15 protein-coding genes and 1 tRNA gene are annotated in these 17,140 nt (G+C 60.6%); 12 read left to right on the top strand and 4 right to left on the bottom strand.

Annotated features, from left to right (window positions below):
- Positions 1 to 9 precede the first annotated feature (9 nt).
- Positions 10 to 1,671: an OFA family MFS transporter gene (locus GJU48_RS01470; protein ID WP_094952174.1), complete on the bottom strand. Its 1,662-nt coding sequence runs from the start codon at positions 1,669 to 1,671 to the stop codon at positions 10 to 12.
- Positions 1,672 to 1,997: 326 nt separating this feature from the next.
- On the opposite strand from GJU48_RS01470, the gene GJU48_RS01465 reads away from it, so the two are divergent.
- The 5 genes from GJU48_RS01465 (at position 1,998) to GJU48_RS01445 (ending at position 6,550) form a co-directional block, all read left to right on the top strand.
- Entirely contained in the window at positions 1,998 to 4,214 is a 2,217-nt protein-coding gene (locus GJU48_RS01465; protein ID WP_094952173.1) for an AsmA family protein, read from the top strand.
- Positions 4,211 to 5,278, top strand: coding sequence for an A/G-specific adenine glycosylase (gene mutY / locus GJU48_RS01460; protein WP_094952172.1), 1,068 nt, complete (start codon positions 4,211 to 4,213; stop codon positions 5,276 to 5,278). Before GJU48_RS01465 ends, mutY begins: the two co-directional genes overlap by 4 nt.
- Positions 5,275 to 5,547, top strand: a complete 273-nt coding sequence (locus GJU48_RS01455) for an oxidative damage protection protein (protein ID WP_094952171.1) — start codon at positions 5,275 to 5,277, stop codon at positions 5,545 to 5,547. The genes mutY and GJU48_RS01455 overlap by 4 nt, the downstream gene beginning before the upstream one ends.
- 103 nt (positions 5,548 to 5,650) lie before the next feature.
- A tRNA-Phe gene (locus tag GJU48_RS01450) sits at positions 5,651 to 5,726 on the top strand.
- A gap of 149 nt (positions 5,727 to 5,875) precedes the next feature.
- The gene (locus GJU48_RS01445) at positions 5,876 to 6,550 is read left to right on the top strand and encodes a hypothetical protein (protein WP_083355727.1); all 675 of its coding nucleotides are present in this window, start codon (positions 5,876 to 5,878) and stop codon (positions 6,548 to 6,550) included.
- Positions 6,551 to 6,580: 30 nt separating this feature from the next.
- On the opposite strand, the gene GJU48_RS01440 is transcribed toward GJU48_RS01445, so the two are convergent.
- Together GJU48_RS01440 and GJU48_RS01435 are read right to left on the bottom strand one after the other, a co-directional pair.
- Entirely contained in the window at positions 6,581 to 8,188 is a 1,608-nt protein-coding gene (locus tag GJU48_RS01440; protein WP_094953832.1) for an ArnT family glycosyltransferase, read from the bottom strand.
- An 88-nt stretch (positions 8,189 to 8,276) separates the two neighbouring features.
- Entirely contained in the window at positions 8,277 to 9,242 is a 966-nt protein-coding gene (locus GJU48_RS01435; protein ID WP_094953833.1) for an arsenic resistance protein, read from the bottom strand.
- 170 nt (positions 9,243 to 9,412) lie between these two features.
- On the opposite strand from GJU48_RS01435, the gene GJU48_RS01430 reads away from it, so the two are divergent.
- The gene (locus GJU48_RS01430; RefSeq protein ID WP_094953834.1) at positions 9,413 to 10,321 is read left to right on the top strand and encodes an alpha/beta hydrolase family protein; all 909 of its coding nucleotides are present in this window, start codon (positions 9,413 to 9,415) and stop codon (positions 10,319 to 10,321) included.
- A 70-nt stretch (positions 10,322 to 10,391) separates the two neighbouring features.
- Positions 10,392 to 10,805: a hypothetical protein gene (locus GJU48_RS01425; protein ID WP_094953835.1), complete on the top strand. Its 414-nt coding sequence runs from the start codon at positions 10,392 to 10,394 to the stop codon at positions 10,803 to 10,805.
- 130 nt (positions 10,806 to 10,935) lie between these two features.
- Here the strand turns inward: GJU48_RS01425 and gabP are convergent, their stop codons facing one another.
- Positions 10,936 to 12,327 carry a GABA permease gene (gabP, locus tag GJU48_RS01420; RefSeq protein ID WP_094952842.1) on the bottom strand — a complete coding sequence of 464 codons (1,392 nt, stop codon included), beginning with the start codon at positions 12,325 to 12,327 and terminating at the stop codon, positions 10,936 to 10,938.
- A 555-nt stretch (positions 12,328 to 12,882) separates the two neighbouring features.
- On the opposite strand from gabP, the gene GJU48_RS01415 reads away from it, so the two are divergent.
- The 5 genes from GJU48_RS01415 (at position 12,883) to GJU48_RS01395 (ending at position 17,032) form a co-directional block, all read left to right on the top strand.
- The gene (locus GJU48_RS01415) at positions 12,883 to 13,656 is read left to right on the top strand and encodes an ABC transporter ATP-binding protein (RefSeq protein ID WP_094952841.1); all 774 of its coding nucleotides are present in this window, start codon (positions 12,883 to 12,885) and stop codon (positions 13,654 to 13,656) included.
- A 13-nt stretch (positions 13,657 to 13,669) separates the two neighbouring features.
- Positions 13,670 to 14,422 carry an ABC transporter substrate-binding protein gene (locus GJU48_RS01410; protein WP_094952840.1) on the top strand — a complete coding sequence of 251 codons (753 nt, stop codon included), beginning with the start codon at positions 13,670 to 13,672 and terminating at the stop codon, positions 14,420 to 14,422.
- 74 nt (positions 14,423 to 14,496) lie between these two features.
- Positions 14,497 to 15,192, top strand: a complete 696-nt coding sequence (locus tag GJU48_RS01405) for an ABC transporter permease (protein ID WP_094952839.1) — start codon at positions 14,497 to 14,499, stop codon at positions 15,190 to 15,192.
- 3 nt (positions 15,193 to 15,195) lie between these two features.
- Entirely contained in the window at positions 15,196 to 15,864 is a 669-nt protein-coding gene (locus GJU48_RS01400) for an ABC transporter permease (protein ID WP_155295913.1), read from the top strand.
- The gene (locus GJU48_RS01395) at positions 15,845 to 17,032 is read left to right on the top strand and encodes a methyltransferase (RefSeq protein WP_094952838.1); all 1,188 of its coding nucleotides are present in this window, start codon (positions 15,845 to 15,847) and stop codon (positions 17,030 to 17,032) included. The genes GJU48_RS01400 and GJU48_RS01395 overlap by 20 nt, the downstream gene beginning before the upstream one ends.
- Positions 17,033 to 17,140 lie beyond the last annotated feature (108 nt).

The raw sequence follows: 17,140 nt of genomic DNA, 5'->3' as shown, positions 1-17,140 counted from the left end.
TACGCGGTGTTAGTGGAACAATACCGCCGTCTTCTGCAGGGTCACCCACACACCCCACGCCAACGGAATACCCACCACCAGCCAGGCGGCAATCGCCAATGGCACCGTGCCGGAAGCCGCTTTCCATTCCAGCGAGGTGGAAGCATCCGCCCCTTTGTCATGGCCCAGCGCCTGTTCGGCAGCCAGTTCGGCGTCGGTCATGAAGTACTTGTCAGCCACCGGGCGTACCAGCAGGTTGCAGATGAAGCCCAGCACCAGCAGGCCGGCGAGGATGTACAAGGTGATGTCGTAGGCCGCCGCACGTTCAACGCCGATGCTCAGCTGATACTCACGCAGGTAGTTCACCAGCACCGGGCCCAACACGCCCGCCGCTGCCCATGCGGTCAACAGGCGACCGTGGATCGCGCCAACCATCTGGGTGCCGAACAGGTCGGCCAGGTAAGCCGGGACAGTCGCGAAACCACCGCCGTACATCGACAGGATGATGCAGAACGCCGCCACAAACAGCGCTACGTTGCCCAGATGCCCCAGGTTCGGGATCAGCGCGTACAGGGCAAAACCCAGCGCGAAGAACACAAAGTAGGTGTTTTTACGCCCCAGGTAGTCGGAGAACGACGCCCAGAAGAACCGGCCACCGATGTTGAACAGGCTCAACAAACCGGTGAAGCCCGCGGCGATGGCGGCTATAGACGCAAGCTGCCCAGCATCCAGTTGGCCGAACGGCACATCAACACCCAGCAACTTGCCACCAAACACTTCCTGCAGCAGCGGCGAAGCCATGCCGAGGATGCCGATACCGGCAGACACGTTCAGGCACAGCACCAGCCACACCAGGCGAAATTGCGGGGTTTTCCACGCCACGTTCACGTGCACGTGACGGTGAGTGATCATCGCATTACTGGCTTTTTTCGCCGGCGCGGTCCAGCCCTCAGGCTTCCAGCCGGTCGGCGGAACGCGGTACGACAATGCGCCACCGATCATGAACACGAAGTAGATCGCGGCCATGACCACGAAGCTCTGCCACACGCCCACGCTGGTTGGCGAAGCGAAGTGGCCCATCAGCGCTGCGGCCAACGGTGCACCGACCATCGCGCCGCCGCCGAAGCCCATGATCGCCATGCCGGTGGCCATGCCGCGTTTGTCCGGGAACCACTTGATCAGGGTCGACACGGGCGAGATATAGCCCAGGCCCAGGCCGATGCCGCCAATGACCCCGGAGCCGATCCACATCAGCCAGATCTGGTGAGTATAGATGCCCAACGCCGAGATCAACAGGCCGCCGCACCAGCACAAGGCCGATACAACGCCGGCTTTACGTGGCCCGGCGTGTTCCAGCCAGCCGCCCCAGATCGCTGCCGAGCAGCCCAGGAAGATAAAGAACAGGGTGTAGATCCAGCCCAGCATGGAGATGGGCCAGTCGCATTGCGACGAGAAGACTTGTGCGATGAAGCTCATGTCCGGCGCGCAGGCAACCGGTGCGGTGATACCCAGCGCTTTGGACAGTGGCAACCAAAACACCGAGAACCCGTAGGCCATGCCGATGCACAGGTGGATGGCCAGGGCGGCCGGTGGAACCAGCCAGCGGTTGAACCCCGGCTTGGCGATAATGCGTTCCTTGGACAGGAACGCAGGCTGTGCGGCAGTACTGCCAGCCGCAGTGCTTGTGCTCATTGGTGTTTCCCCCAGTTATTAGTATGTGTCCGTCAGGCGCTCTCTCCCTCGACCTTGCACGCAGAGCGTTGGCCGTTGTTGTTGAGTAAAGCTCCATTTGAGCGCGACGCTGTGTCGCAGACGACAGACGAACCCGCGCAGATTAGCACCAGTGGATGACAGAAAAACCAAACTGACATCACCTTTTTCACGCAACCTGATCTGCCCGACAGCAAAATCCGATTTTGCTGCGTCTAGATACAATGTAACGATGCATGAACTGACGCAGGCCGTCGGGCGTTATACTCTGCGGCTAAATTTTGAAATCGACATACAAGGACTCGCCCATGAAAGCGTTCGGCAAAATCCTGGGTCTGGTACTTCTCGGGCTGTTGCTGATCATTGTGGCCCTGGGCTTTGCCCTGACCCACCTCTTCGATCCCAACGATTACAAAGACGAGATTCGCCAGATTGCCCGCGACAAGGCCCACATCGAGCTGACGCTCAATGGCGATATCGGTTGGAGCCTGTTCCCCTGGCTGGGCCTTGAGTTGCACGAAGCCAGCGTCGCGACCCTGACCAACCCGACCCAACCGTTCGCCGACCTGCAGATGATCGGCCTGTCGGTGCGCGTCCTGCCGCTGCTGCGCCGCGAAGTGCAGATGAGCGATGTGCGTGTCGAGGGCCTGAACCTGCGCCTGACCCGTGACAAACAAGGCCACGGCAACTGGGAGGACATCGGCAAGAACGTGGCCGAGACAACGGCCAATGCGCCGGTGCCTGCGCCAGTGGAAACGCCAGCCGAGCCCGAACCGGAAAAGCCGCCAAAACCGATCCGCCTGGACATCGACAGCCTGACCATCAACAACGCCCGCGTTGAATACAACGATGAGCAGACCGGCAAACAGTACAGCGCCGAAAGCATTCAGTTGAGCGCCGGCGCCGTGCACGAAGGCGCGAGCATTCCGCTCAAACTCACCGCATTCCTGGGCAGCAACCAGCCGCTGATGCGCGTCAAGACCGAGCTGAACGGCAACCTGCGCATTCAACGCGCGCTCCAGCGTTACCAATTCGAAGACATGAAACTCAGCGGCGAAGCCACCGGCGAGCCACTGCAAGGCAAAACCGTAACCTTCTCGACCCAAGGCCAGTTGCTGGTGGACCTGGCGGCTAACATCGCCGAATGGACCAACCTGAAACTTTCCGCCAACCAGCTGCGCGCCTTGGGCGAACTTAAGGTCAACGACCTGAACAAAACCCCGCAACTGAGCGGTGCCCTGTCCATTGCCCAGTTTGACCTGGCCAAGTTCCTCGACAGCGTGGGGCACCCGCTGCCGGCCATGGCCGCGGGCAGCCTGAGTAAAGTCGAGCTGGTCAGCCGCCTTAAAGGCACGCCCACCAGCATGGCGCTGGAAGACTTGAACCTGAAACTCGACAGCAGCACCTTTACCGGCCGCATCGCTGTGGACGACTTCGCCAAGCAATCGCTGCGTGTGCAACTCAAAGGCGACAGCTTCAACGCCGACAACTACCTGCCGGCCAAATCCGAAACCGCCAAAGGTGCAGCCGCCGCACGCCAGGCCGAAGTACAGAACAGCGAAGCCGGCGCCATGGCTGCCGGTGGCACCACACCCCTGCCGGACGCACCGACCAAAGGCGCGTGGAGCACCGACAAGCTGCTGCCATTGACCCGCCTGCGCACCTTGGATATCGACGCCGACCTGGCCTTTGGCGAACTGACCCTGAGCAAACTGCCGATCCAGAACGCCGCGCTCAAAGCGTCCGGCATCGATGGCCAGCTCAAACTCGAGACCCTCAGCGGCGGCCTCTACAACGGCACCTTCCAGGCCAACGGCACACTCGATGTGCGCCAGGACATCCCGGTGCTGGCGTTGCAGACCCGCATCAAGCAGGTACCGGTTGAACGCATCCTGCAAGCCCAGGGGCAAACCCCGCCGGTGAAAGGCCAGATCACCCTCGACAGCAACCTCAACGGCCGTGGTAACAGCCAGAAGGCGCTGATCGACAGCCTGAACGGCACCGCCAGCTTTGTGATCAATAACGGCGCGCTGCTCAACGCCAACATTGAACAACAACTGTGCACCGGCATCGCCCTGCTCAACCGCAAGACCTTGAGCACCACGCCACAAGGCAAAGACACGCCGTTCCAGGAACTGCGCGGCAACCTGACCTTGCGTAACGGTGTGGCCAGCAACCCTGACCTGAAAGTGCGCATCCCGGGCCTGACGGTCAACGGCAACGGTGACGTCGACCTGCGCGTGCTGGGCATGGACTACCGCGTCGGCATCATCGTCGAAGGCGACAAGCGCGACGTGCCGGACCCGGCCTGCCAGGTCGGCTCCAACTTCCAGGGCATCGAAGTGCCACTGCGCTGCCGTGGCCCGCTGGAACTGGGCGCCAAGGCCTGTCGCCTGGACAAGGACGGCTTGACTCAGGTCGCAGTCAAGGCCGCTGGCAACAGGCTCAGCGAGAAGCTCGAAGAGAAACTCGACAAGGTCAACCCGCAGTTGAAAGACGCCCTTAAAGGCCTGTTCAAACGATGAGAAACGAGCAGTTTTCACAGGCAGTGCTGGACTGGTACGACCGCCACGGTCGCCATGACCTGCCCTGGCAACAAGGCATCACGCCTTACCGGGTGTGGGTCTCGGAGATCATGCTGCAACAGACCCAGGTCAGCACGGTGCTCAATTACTTCGACCGTTTCATGGCCTCACTGCCGACGGTCGAAGCCCTGGCCGCCGCGCCGGAAGACGAAGTGCTGCACCTGTGGACCGGCCTGGGTTACTACACCCGCGCACGCAACCTGCAGAAGACCGCCAAGATCGTCGTCGCCGAATACGGCGGCGAGTTTCCCAAGGACGTCGAAAAGCTCACTGAACTGCCCGGCATTGGTTTGTCTACCGCCGGTGCGATCGCCAGCCTGAGCATGGGCCTGCGCGCGCCGATCCTCGACGGCAACGTGAAACGCGTACTGGCGCGTTTTACCGCGCAAGAGGGCTACCCAGGCGAGCCCAAGGTCGCCAAGCAGCTTTGGGCGACCGCAGAGCGCTTTACGCCACACGATCGCGTCAACGCCTACACCCAGGCGATGATGGACATGGGCGCCACGCTCTGCACCCGCAGCAAACCGAGCTGCCTGCTGTGCCCGCTGGAAAAAGGCTGCGAAGCCCATATGCTCGGCCTGGAGACCCGCTACCCGATCCCCAAGCCGCGCAAGACCATCCCGCAAAAGCGCACGCTGATGCCGATGTTGGCCAATGCCGAGGGCGCGATTCTGCTTTACCGTCGCCCTTCCACGGGCCTGTGGGGCGGTTTGTGGAGCTTGCCGGAGCTGGACGACCTCCAAGACCTGGAACACTTGGCCAACCAGCACGCGCTCGAGCTGAGCACGCCGCATGAACTGCCGGGGCTGATCCACACCTTCAGCCATTTCCAGCTGGCTATCGAACCCTGGCTGGTCCAGGTCGAGGAATCCGCCCATCACGTGGCCGAGGCCGACTGGCTCTGGTATAACCTCGCCACCCCGCCGCGCCTGGGCCTTGCCGCCCCGGTGAAAAAACTGCTGAAGCGCGCGGCCGAAGTATTGAACGCAGGAGTTCCGTCATGACCCGCACCATCATGTGCCGCAAGTACCACAAAGAATTGCCCGGCCTCGAACGCCCTCCGTACCCAGGTGCCAAGGGCCAGGACATTTTCGAGCACATCTCTGCACAGGCCTGGGGCGACTGGCTGAAACACCAGACCCTGCTGATCAACGAAAAACGCCTGAACATGATGAACGCCGAAGACCGTAAATACCTGTCAGGCGAGATGGACAAGTTCTTTTCCGGCGAGGATTACGCCAAAGCCGACGGTTACGTACCGCCTGCTCAATAATTGATCAAAAACCGGGGTCGGCACGTAAGCGACGGTAATAATTAAATATTTTTTGAAAACTTGCTTGACGACCCCCTGAAAAACCCGTTTAATGCGCCCCGTTGCCCAGATAGCTCAGTCGGTAGAGCAGGGGATTGAAAATCCCCGTGTCGGCGGTTCGATTCCGTCTCTGGGCACCAAAATACCGAGAAACCCCAAGGAACAATGTGTCCTTGGGGTTTTTTATTGCCTGCGATTTAATGGCGTTTCCGATAATGCCGAGGCTTATTTATCGCCCGGCTCAATCGTTTAGCGGGTACTAAATTTTTTACTGCAAGGTAGTTATTGGATGACCCGGTACTTGTTCTGCACGCTATTACTGCTGACGGCGCTGCTCAGTGGATGCGCCACGCAAATGGACGTAGCGATCAACGCAACACCCGACCCGGACTATCACTTTGATCGACAGGCAACGGTGCTGGTGACGACCTCCGTTGGCGGCAGCGCAGAAAGCACGCTTAACGCCCGCTACTACCTGCGCGATATGGTCAGCGCCATGAAGGACCAGGGTTTTCAAAAAGTGTTTACCGACACCACCCTGCCCAAGAACCACGCACCGATCAAAATGACCATCCTCCTCGATGTCGACAGCCACCAGGTGACCTACCGCTACACCGCCACCGAATATGGCCAGGTGCCAACCAGCACCACCACTCAGTGCAAGAAGAACAAGAAAAAAGAAGACCAACTGACCTGCACCAGCAAACCGAACACCACCTACGGCCCGGTGGGCACCTCAGAGCGAACCGGCTACACCACGCTCACCACCTTCACGGCCACGGCACGCGATGAAGTCAGCAGGCGTGCGGTGTACCTGTTGCGGGCGACGTCCTACAACGAAGACTGCCAGGCTGCCAAGGTCGAGGCCTTTCTGGTGGAACAGGGGCTGCAGAACCTGAATTTCCATGACCGCGTGCAACGCAACTACACCGTCACGATGCCTGAGGGGTACCGCTGCAAATAGCCAGCGGCTCATCCCCTCTCCTTTGCCCGCTTATTTGAGTAAAAACACCATCAGCGGGTTGTCGTTCAGCCGGCCCTCGAAAACGGGGGCCTGCGACGCCATCGGCGTGCCCTTCAACAGCGCAGTCTCCTTGCGCGACACAACAACCCAGGACGGCCTTGGCAACGTCGCCAACTTTTCAAGCTCATAACCCGCGACGAACAGCGGCTGCTCATCGTGATCCAGGTTCATCATGTAGCGCACCGCCCAGGTGTCGCGACCCAAATTGACGAACACCAAAGGCCCAGGCTCGGACACACGCAGCGCCTCGACCTGGCTGACAAACTTGTGGGTATCGAATTGCAGGTCCTTAGCCGGATCGATCACCACCACCAACAGCAACCACTGCGCCGCCAGGGCAATCAGGCTGAGCCACACCAAGCGCACGGCACGGTGCCAGGCAATCAACGCCGCCACTTGCAGAACCACCAGCCCACCGATCAACAGCGGCAACGGCACGTCCGGCCAATAGCCGCGCTTGTGCCAGGACTGCCGACACACAAACAGCACCACCACGCACAACGCCGGCAGCGCGGCGACGAGCCCTTCATAGCAGCGACGCACGCCGACCAGCCAGTTTTGCGCCTGGAGCAGCCCATAGGCGGCCACAGCGGCAAACATCGGCACCATCGGCAGAATGTAATAGGCGCGTTTGAAGTGCGGCACCGACAGCCCGAGCAAAATCATCAAGCCGCAGGCCCCCAGGCGCACGACCAGCTGGACGTCATCATTCACCCAACGTTCAGACCAGCGATGGCGCAGCGCAATCATCGTGGCCAGGGCCAACGGCACCACGGGGAAGTAGCGGTACAAACTCAGCTTGAAGTAAAAGTAGAACGGCTCGCCAGACTCATCCAGGCGCCCGCCGACCTGCATCTTGAACACCTCATCGGCAAAGGCATCGCCCCCGCTGATCCGCGCCAACTTCATCAGCACCCACCAGCACGCCACCAGCAACGCCAGCCCAACGAAGCCGTGGATCAACACCTGCTTGACCCGCTGCCCCGGCCGACCGAGCGCCCAATACACGCAGACCACACCACAGACCTCGATCAACCCCAGTGGCCCGCGAATCGCAAAGGCCAGGGCAAACAACGGGAATACGGCAAGCTGCCTCACTCGCGAGCCTAGACGCTCGCCGCTGTGCAGCAGGTAGAAACTGCCTACGCATAACAGCGCGATCATCAGGTCCAAGCAGACCGAGCGCGACTTATCGAGCAATTGGGTGGTGAGCAGCGTGAGCAGCACCGTCAGCAACGCCCAAGGCCGGCTGGACGGCGCCAGCAGGCGATAGACCACGGCAATCATGCCCGCCGAAGCAAGCGCGGTCGGCAGCACATTGGCCAGGTGATTCGGTGCACCGAACAAGCGCGCGAACACAAAGCTGAAGAAGGTCGCAGTACCGGGGTAATCCGCGTACGGCTGGCCGTAGGTGGTAGGGAAAAGACTCGCGCCATGGCGAAACATTTCCTGCATGAACAGCGCCCAACGCCCATCAAAGCCCTGGGGCTGCTCATCCCAGATGCCCCACGTGAACAACAACAAAGCAATCAGGAAAATGCCCAGGGACTCCAGGCGAAAACGGCTGCGGTGATCCATCGAATGTCCTTTCAGGTAGGCTGCGCCGACTCTATGGTGCCGACTCAGCCCCTGAATAGCGCCTGAACAAACCCGAACATTTATGGATTTAGCGACCGACGCGCCACACCAGCGCCGGAATCAGCCGGATATAGACCAGCTCGCCCACCAGTTCAAGCAGGGTTTGCAGGATGACCACCGTGGCCGCCAGCCCGCGCACGCCTTCAGGCAACGCCAACGCCAGGGGCAGCACCACCAAGGAGTTACGGGTCGACGCACTGAACGTGACCGCGCGCGCCGTCACCGCCGGCAACGCAAACAAGCGTGCAGCCAACGCGCCCATCAGCGGCGCCAGCAATAGAAAGCCCACATACACCGGGATTACCGGCAACAACAAGCCGATATCGCGCACCACCGAGGTGATCTGCGAGGCGATCACCACAAACAGCACCAATGCCATCGCCGGTACCGGTAACCAGGCCCAGGCGTTGTTCCACGCGTTTATCACGCTTGAGCGCCGCGCCAGGGATGTCGTCAGCACCGCCAGGATCATCGGCAGCACAATCAACCACAGGAACGCTTCGACAAACGGCCCCACCGCCACCACCACGGCGGATTGCGCACCCAGCATGAAACCCAAGTAAACCGGCAACAGCACCAGTTGCAGCAACAACAGCACTGGCGTCGCCGCCAACATCAGCCGCGAATCGCCCTTGCCGATATGGGTAAACACCACCACGTAATCGATACACGGCGTGAGCAATACCAGCAACGCCCCCACCAGCAACGCCGGGCGCTCCACCAGGCCACGGGTCAATGCCCACACCAGCAACGGCACCAGAATGAAATTGGCCAACAGTAACGCCGAAATAAAGCGCTTATTGCCCAAGCCTTGGCGCAGGTCCAGAAACGGAATTTGCAGGAACATCGCATACATCAGCAACGCAATGGCGGGCGTGACCAATACACTGAGGCCGTGGGCCGACAACGGCGCGAGCACACCAAATGCGGCCGCCAGGAGGACGGCGACGAAGTAGATGGGGATTTGGTGGTGTTCGAGGGTGTCGCGGGTCATGGGCCGACTCTGGCAGATCAATAGATCGCAAGCCTAAGCACCCAGGGAGCTAAGGTCGAGCATCACGATATTTCTTACGCCCATGACGCCCTAAATTTGTTAATTTCGGTTTCTTATAAAAGCGCGTGGCCCTACAGCCCACACCAAAAGCGCAAGGATCAAGCCGACCTATGAACCTGCCCACCCGACCCGCCCCAGAAGCATTCCGCGAGCCCGCGGCGGATAACTACGCTGTTGGCGGCTTCACCTGGCGCCATGTCAGAACCGACCCGACACGCCCAGTCGTCATCATCAACGCCGCCACCTCCGTACGCTGCCGCCACTACTCACGCTTCGCCGACTACCTGTTTGCCAACGGCTTAGACGTGATCACCTACGACTACCGTGGCATCGGCGAATCCCGCAGCGGCTCACTGCGCGGCTTCAAGGCGTCGTGGTCGGATTGGGGCGTGCTGGATTTCGAGGCGATGTTGCAGCGCGCGCAACGGGAGTTTCCGGGGCAGCCGATTGATGTGGTCGGTCACAGCTTTGGCGGTTGCGCAGCAGGGCTGGGCGCATCAGGTGCGGTGATTCGCCGAATCGTCACGGTCGGCGCGCAGTTTGCGTACTGGCGCGATTATGAAGCGAGCGGGCGCTGGCGAATGTTCGGCAAATGGCACGTGGTGATGCCGCTGGTGACCGCGCTGTACGGTTACTTCCCGGGCAAGCGCCTGGGCTGGCTGGAAGATACGCCGGCCGGCGTAGTGCGCGACTGGGGCACGCCGACACCCAGGTATGAAACCCGCCCCAGTGGGCGTGCCTTGGGTGAGTTGCCCTTTGCCCGCGTAAAGGCTCAGATGCTGGCCATCAGCATCACCGACGACCCGTTTGGCACGGTGGCGGCTATTGAGCGGTTGCTGAGCTATTTTGAAGGCTGCGCGCTTACTCATCTGCGCATTGCCCCCGAGGATATCGGTGAAAAAGCCGTCGGGCATTTCGCATTTTTCCGCAGTGAGTATCAGGATCGGCTGTGGCCGATTGCACTGGCTTGGCTGCAACGAGGCGAGTTGGCACAAGGCACCCCCGGCCAGCGAGTTTAGAAACCCTTGGGATTTCCCCCAACCTGCGCTTCAATACCCCACCCAGATCCTGAACAAAGGACGTGAGCCCATGGCCTCGCCGAACAAGCAGCAAAAACGTGCCCACCGGGCAAAAGCCAAGGCCAAGCAAAATCGTACCCAGCGCGCCGTTGCGACCAAGCCGGATGCGTTCTCCGGCGATGACAGCCGCATTGACCTTGAGTCAGTGGATTTGACCGAGTTGTTTGTAGAGATGCGTGCGGCGGGCGAGACCAGCCAGCAGGCGCTGTGTGCGGTGTTCCTGGCGCACCCACTGCTGGCGTTGGTGCTGGAGCAGGAAGGCGAAGAGGAAGCTACCGACTTTATCCTCGCGGCACTGATCGAGTATCGGCAGTGGGCGACGGATTCCGATGATGAGGCGGCGGCGTTGGCGTGGATCGAGTCGGAGGAGTTTCAGGCGGATTACGTGGCGGCGTCCCAAGCACTCGCCAACTCAGCAGACTGACACAAACCAAATGTGGGAGCCGGGCTTGCCCGCGATAGCGGTGTGAAGTGCGCCCCAAAAGTCGTAGTCGACTGTCAGTCCGTCATCGCGGGCAAGCCCGCTCCCACATTAAAAACCGCATTTCATTACATCAATTGAGTACCGCAGCGCCTACCTTCTGCGCCTTGCGACGGCTCGCCACAAACAACCCCGCCAGCACTACCAGCAAGCTCAGGATACCGGTCGCGATGATCTCGACCCGGTGCGCTTCCTGGAACAGCATGATGGTCAGCGTACCGACGATGAACACCATCACCGCATAGGTCAGACCAGGGAACAGCCACATCTTGAAGACAATCTTCTCGCCCGCCGCCGTACGCTTCTGACGCATGCGCAGTTGCGACACGGCAATCACCAGGTACACCAGCAACGCGATAGCGCCGGAGCTGGCCAGCAAGAACTCGAACACCGCCGCCGGGGCCACGTAGTTGGCGAATACCGCCAGGAACGCCGCGCCAGTGGACAGCAGCACTGCACAATAAGGCGTGCCGCTTTTGTTGGTGCGCTTGGCCATGGCCGGTGCGTCACCGCGACGGCCGAGGGAGAACAGCATGCGCGAGGCGGTGTACAGCGCCGAGTTCAGGCAACTGGTCACGGCAACCAGAACCACCAGGTCGACGATCAGCTTGGCATTCGGGATGCCCATGCGTTCCAGCACGGTCTGGTAGGAACCTACGGCCGCCAGGGTCGGATCGTTCCATGGCACCAGGGACACAACGATGAAGATCGACAGCAGGTAGAACAAACCAATTCGCCAGATCACCGAGTTGGTGGCCTTGGTGATTTGCTGGCCTGGGTTTTTGGATTCAGCGGCAGCGATGGTGACAATCTCGGTGCCCATGAAGGAGAACATGGTGGTCAGGATGGCGGCCAGTACTGCGCCCATGCCGTTGGGCATGAAGCCTTGGGTGTCGAACAGGTGCGACACGCCGCTGACCTGGCTGGTCGGCAGGAAGCCGAAAATGGCGGCCAGGCCGAGGATCACAAAGGCCACAATCGCCACGACTTTGATCAGCGCAAACCAAAACTCGAATTCACCGTAGTTCTTCACGCTGAACAGGTTGGTCGCCGTCAGCAACAAAGTGATGATCAAGGTAAACGCCCAGATGGCCACGTCGGGGAACCAGGCGTGGAGGATGGTCGCAGCGGCGTTGGCTTCCAGCGGAATCACCAACACCCAGAACCACCAGTACAACCAGCCGATGGTGAAACCGGCCCAGTGACCGATCGCGCGGTCGGCGTAGGTAGAGAACGAACCGGTGTCGGGCGATGCTACCGCCATCTCGGCGAGCATGCGCATCACCAACACCACCAGCGTACCCGCAGCGGCGTAAGCCAGCAGCACTGCAGGGCCAGCGGCAGCAATCGCGTGGCCGGAGCCAACAAACAAACCGGCACCGATGACGCCGGCAATCGACAGCATGGTGACGTGCCGCGGTTTGAGCCCCTGTTCGAGGTCATTGGAGCTTTGCGTACTACTCATTGACACACCTTTACGAGGAATTGCGAAAACGGTCCACCCGGCGCGCGATCTTTTTCGTGAAAAGAAACCAACGGGGCGTTCTTTATTTTTTACGCAAGATTTGCGCCAAAATGTTACAGAGCCGCAATTGACGCGGCCTGTAGGACAATTGATCAGCCCTCGCAAGTCGTTGAGAACAATGGCATTCCGCTATAGCGTTACCGTGCGACCCACATTCCAGCCGCATGCGCGCACCAAAAACACACACAAAAAGTGCGTGACGCCCCACAAAAGGGCTGATGTGCACCGTTTGCCCGGTTAACCCTTCCAACACCCGCCCAAAGCTGGCACCATCGCGCCCTTTTTTACGCGAAGCCTGTGGATTTATCGGGTTCAAACGTCTGTTAGGTTGTTGATAGCGCGACACGCTGCTGCGCTGATGCGACACCCTGACGCAGACCACCTGTTAACCGTCCGCAGCGCTGTTGGCTGCCATCTGAGCGCTATGCTAGCTTGGCGCCTCGCCAGGAAGGCGGCCCAACAGCAAGAACGCACTGAACACAATGAGGACCGCACATGGCCGAGGCCGCGCCCGCGCTTGAAATCCGCAACTTGCATAAACGCTATGGTGAGCTGGAGGTGCTTAAAGGTATCTCGCTGACCGCTCGCGACGGTGACGTGATCTCGATCCTGGGCTCCTCCGGTTCCGGCAAGTCCACCTTCCTACGCTGCATCAACCTGCTCGAAAACCCGCACCAGGGGCAGATCTTCGTTGCCGGTGAAGAGCTCAAGCTCAAGGCCATGAAAAACGGCGAGCTGATGGCCGCCGACGGCAAACAGATCAACCGCCTGCGCAGTGAAATCGGTTTTGTGTTTCAAAACTTTAACCTGTGGCCGCACATGAGCATCCTCGATAACATCATCGAGGCGCCGCGCCGTGTGCTTGGCCAGAGCAAGGCCGAGGCGATAGAAGTAGCCGAAGCCCTGCTGGCCAAGGTCGGCATCGGCGACAAGCGCCACGCTTACCCTGCGCAACTGTCTGGCGGCCAGCAACAACGGGCCGCCATTGCGCGCACCCTGGCGATGCAACCCAAGGTCATCCTGTTCGACGAGCCGACATCGGCGCTTGACCCGGAAATGGTCCAGGAAGTACTTAATGTGATCCGCGCGCTGGCCGAAGAAGGCCGCACCATGCTGCTGGTCACCCATGAAATGGGCTTTGCCCGTCAGGTTTCCAGTGAAGTGGTGTTCCTGCACCAGGGCCTGGTCGAAGAGCAAGGATCGCCACAGCAGGTGTTTGAAAACCCGCTTTCGGCGCGCTGCAAACAATTCATGTCCAGCAACCGCTAACGGAGCAACATGCATGCAGAACTATAAAAAATTCCTTCTGGCCGCGGCCGTTTCGATGGCGTTCAGCGCCACGGCCATAGCAGAAACCTTGAAAATGGGGATCGAAGCGGCCTACCCGCCCTTCAACAATAAAGACGCCAGCGGCAACGTCGTCGGCTTCGACAAAGACATCGGCGACGCCCTGTGCGCGAAGATGAAAGTCGAGAAGTGCGAAGTGTATGTGTCTGACTGGGACGGCATCATCCCGGCCCTGAACGCCAAGAAGTTCGACTTCCTGGTGTCCTCGCTGTCCATCACCGATGAACGCAAGCAGGCTGTCGACTTCACCGACCCGTACTACTCCAACAAGCTGCAATTCATCGCGCCTAAAGCCACTGCGGACTTCAAGACTGACGCGGCTTACCTGAAGGGCAAGATCATCGGCGCCCAGCGCGCGACGCTGGCCGGTACTTATCTGGAAGACAAGCTGCCGGACACCGAGGCCAAGCTCTACGACACCCAGGAAAACGCCTACCTCGACCTGACGTCCGGCCGCTTGGACGGCATCCTCGCCGACAAATACGTGCAGTACGAATGGCTCAAGAGCAAAGACGGTTCGGCCTATGAATTCAAAGGCGACCCGGTTGTAGAAAGCGACAAGATCGGTATCGCCGTACGCAAAGGCGACCCACTGCGCGAACGCCTGAACAAAGCCCTGGCAGAGATCAAGGCAGACGGCACCTACAAGAAGATCAACGACAAGTACTTCCCGTTCAGCATCGAATGATCTGAACGGCCTGACCGGCGCGCTGCTTTGAGCGCGCCGGCTTTCAGCAATGCCTGCCGCGATATGAAAACACCATGAATTTCGATCTCTACGGATTCGGCCCGGCGCTCGCCGCCGGCGCGCTGATGACCGTCAAACTGGCGCTCACGGCCCTGTGCCTGGGGCTGGTGCTGGGCCTTGCCGGCGCCCTCGGCAAGACCTCCCCGTACAAGCCGCTGCAATGGCTTGGCGGCGCATACTCGACCATCGTTCGTGGCATTCCCGAACTGTTGTGGGTACTGCTGATTTATTTCGGCACGGTCAATTTGATGCGTGCCCTGGGGGAGTTTTTCGGCAACCCCGACCTTTCGCTCAGTGCCTTTGCCGCCGGGGTTATCGCCCTGGGCCTGTGCTTTGGCGCCTACGCCACCGAAGTGTTTCGTGGCGCGATCCTCGCCATTCCCAAGGGCCACCGCGAAGCCGGTGTGGCGTTGGGGCTGTCAAAGTTTCGGATTTTCACCCGTTTGATCATGCCGCAGATGTGGCGCATCGCCCTGCCGGGCCTGGGCAACCTGTTCATGATCCTGATGAAAGACACCGCACTGGTGTCGGTGATCGGCCTTGAAGAAATCATGCGCCATGCGCAGATCGGCGTGACCGTGACCAAACAGCCGTTCACCTTCTTTATGGTCGCCGCCTTCATGTACCTGGGCCTCACCGTGCTGGCCATGACCGGCATGTACTTCCTGGAAAAACGCGCCGCCCGCGGCTTTGCGAGGAGCACCCAATGAGCGGTGACTACGTGCCAACTGGCCCAGGGCGCGACCCTGACCCTGGAACTGGTGGCCATCGCCGTGATCGCCGGTTTGCTGCTGGCGATCCCACTGGGCATTGCCCGCTCCTCGCGCCGTTGGTACGTGAGCGCCCTGCCCTACGCCTACATTTTCTTCTTCCGTGGTACGCCGCTGCTGGTGCAGTTGTTCCTGGTCTATTACGGCCTGGCGCAGTTCGATGCCGTGCGTGAGAGCTTCATGTGGCCGTACCTGCGCGACCCGTTCTGGTGTGCCACCGCCACCATGACCCTGCACACCGCCGCCTACATCGCCGAGATCCTGCGCGGCGCGATCCAGGCCATCCCGCCGGGTGAAATCGAAGCGGCGCGCGCGCTGGGCATGTCCAAGCCCAAGACGCTGTTCTACATCATCCTGCCGCGTGCCTCGCGCATCGGCCTGCCGGCGTACAGCAACGAAGTGATCCTGATGCTCAAGGCCAGCGCCCTGGCCAGTACCGTGACCTTGCTGGAACTGACCGGCATGGCGCGGACCATCATCGCGCGCACCTACCTGCCGGTGGAGATCTTCTTCGCCGCAGGGCTGTTCTATCTGCTGATGGCTTACATCCTGGTACGCGGCTTCAAACTGCTCGAACGCTGGCTGCGCGTCGATGCTTGCCAAGGACGCTGAAGCACGCTTTGCGGCGCTGGATGCGTTTTTAATCGAGCACCAAGGGCTGTGGCGACCACGGCCCTTTACCCATCTGCATTTACCCTGGGAAACCCAGCACCCCGAGCTGGCCCAATGGCTGCGCCAACGCTCGTTGGCCGATGCCGACAGCTGCCACAACCACCCTCATGACCTGCCGGCGCCCGCGCCTTTTCCACAGCTGGCCGAACAGGCGCTGCAGCTCAGTGCTGTGGATAAATTACCGACACAGACGCTGCAACCCGCTCGCCATCGACTGAATGTCGACGTGCCGGGCCGCAAGTGGCAACAGATCGAAGCCTTCGGCGCCGCGCTGCATTTCGCGCAAACGCCCACGCACTGGCTGGACTGGTGCGCCGGCAAAGGCCACCTCGGCCGCCGCCTGCTGCAACCCGGCCAGCAGCTGACGTGCCTGGAATACGACCCGGCCCTTATCGCCTCGGGTCAGGCCCTGAGCGAGCATCACGGCCTGCCCGCTACCCATCGCCTGCAAGACGTGATGGCGCCTGTGTCGATCAGCGCCGACCACACCCCCGTCGCCCTGCATGCCTGCGGCGACCTGCACGTGCGCCTGCTGCAACTGGCCAGCGCAGCGGGCTGCAAGCAACTGGCGCTGGCGCCCTGCTGTTACAACCGCATCAATGCCGACCGCTATCAAGCCGTGTCTGACGCGGGGCGCGCGTCGAAACTTAAGCTGTCGATTGATGACCTCGGCCTGCCGCTGAGCGAAACGGTCACCGCCGGCAACCGTGTACGCCAGCAACGGGACTCGTCCATGGCCCGGCGCCTGGGGTTCGATCAGCTACAACGGCAACTGCGCGGCTGCGACGAGTACCTGCCCACACCGTCCCTGCCCGCCAATTGGCTGGATAAACCCTTCGCTGACTATTGCCGAGCGCTGGCGAGCCTCAAAGGTTTATCCACAGGTGAACAGGATTGGGCGGCGCTGGAGGCGCACGGCTGGCGGCGCCTGGCCCACGTGCGAAACCTGGAGTTGGTGCGCGGTCTGTTTCGGCGCCCACTGGAGATGTGGCTGGTGCTGGATCGGGCACTTTTTTTGGCGGAACAGGGCTACAAGGTCGAGATAGGCAACTTCTGCGAAACGACGTTGACCCCGCGCAACTTGATGGTGCTGGCCGAGCGCGATTAGAGGGCAAAAATCTTACACGCGCCCTGTGGATAACTCTGTTGATGAAATCTTTACAGAGGCTGTAGTTATCAGCGCTACAGGGCAAAAGGTGCCCTGGTCATTTTTTGT

It is taken from the genome of Pseudomonas sp. IB20 (genome assembly GCF_009707325.1).
Lineage (GTDB): Bacteria > Pseudomonadota > Gammaproteobacteria > Pseudomonadales > Pseudomonadaceae > Aquipseudomonas.
The sequence above is the reverse complement of the archived record's forward strand: the minus strand, read 5'-3'. Positions and strand labels throughout refer to the sequence as shown.